General features: G+C 65.0%; 1 protein-coding gene. It reads right to left on the bottom strand.

The window, feature by feature from the left end:
- Positions 1 to 96: 96 nt before the first annotated feature.
- The coding region (locus SB847_RS21390; RefSeq protein WP_410578669.1) for an SDR family oxidoreductase at positions 97 to 263 on the bottom strand (167 nt) is incomplete at its 5' end.

Below are 263 nucleotides of genomic sequence, written 5' to 3'. Positions count from 1 at the left end.
CCAGCATGCCAGACCATCACGCCCGCATACAGGAAATGACCCTGAAACGCGCCCTGTGACGCATAATTGCGGCCACAGGGCGAGGTTCCGGTCAGGCTAGACAGCCGTGTAGCCGCCGTCGACCAACACGTAGGAGCCGGTCATGAAGCTGGCTTTGTCCGAGAGCAGGAACGTGGTGAGGGTGGCAACTTCCTCCGGGCGTCCCAGGCGGCCCAGCGGGTGCTTGGCCTCGAGGCCGGAAACGACCTCCTTGGGCGCGCTCG

The organism is Bacillus sp. SIMBA_026, assembly GCF_046535335.1.
In the GTDB taxonomy this organism is placed as follows: domain Bacteria; phylum Bacillota; class Bacilli; order Bacillales; family Bacillaceae; genus Bacillus; species Bacillus velezensis.
This window is presented reverse-complemented; position numbering and strand designations above follow the sequence as displayed.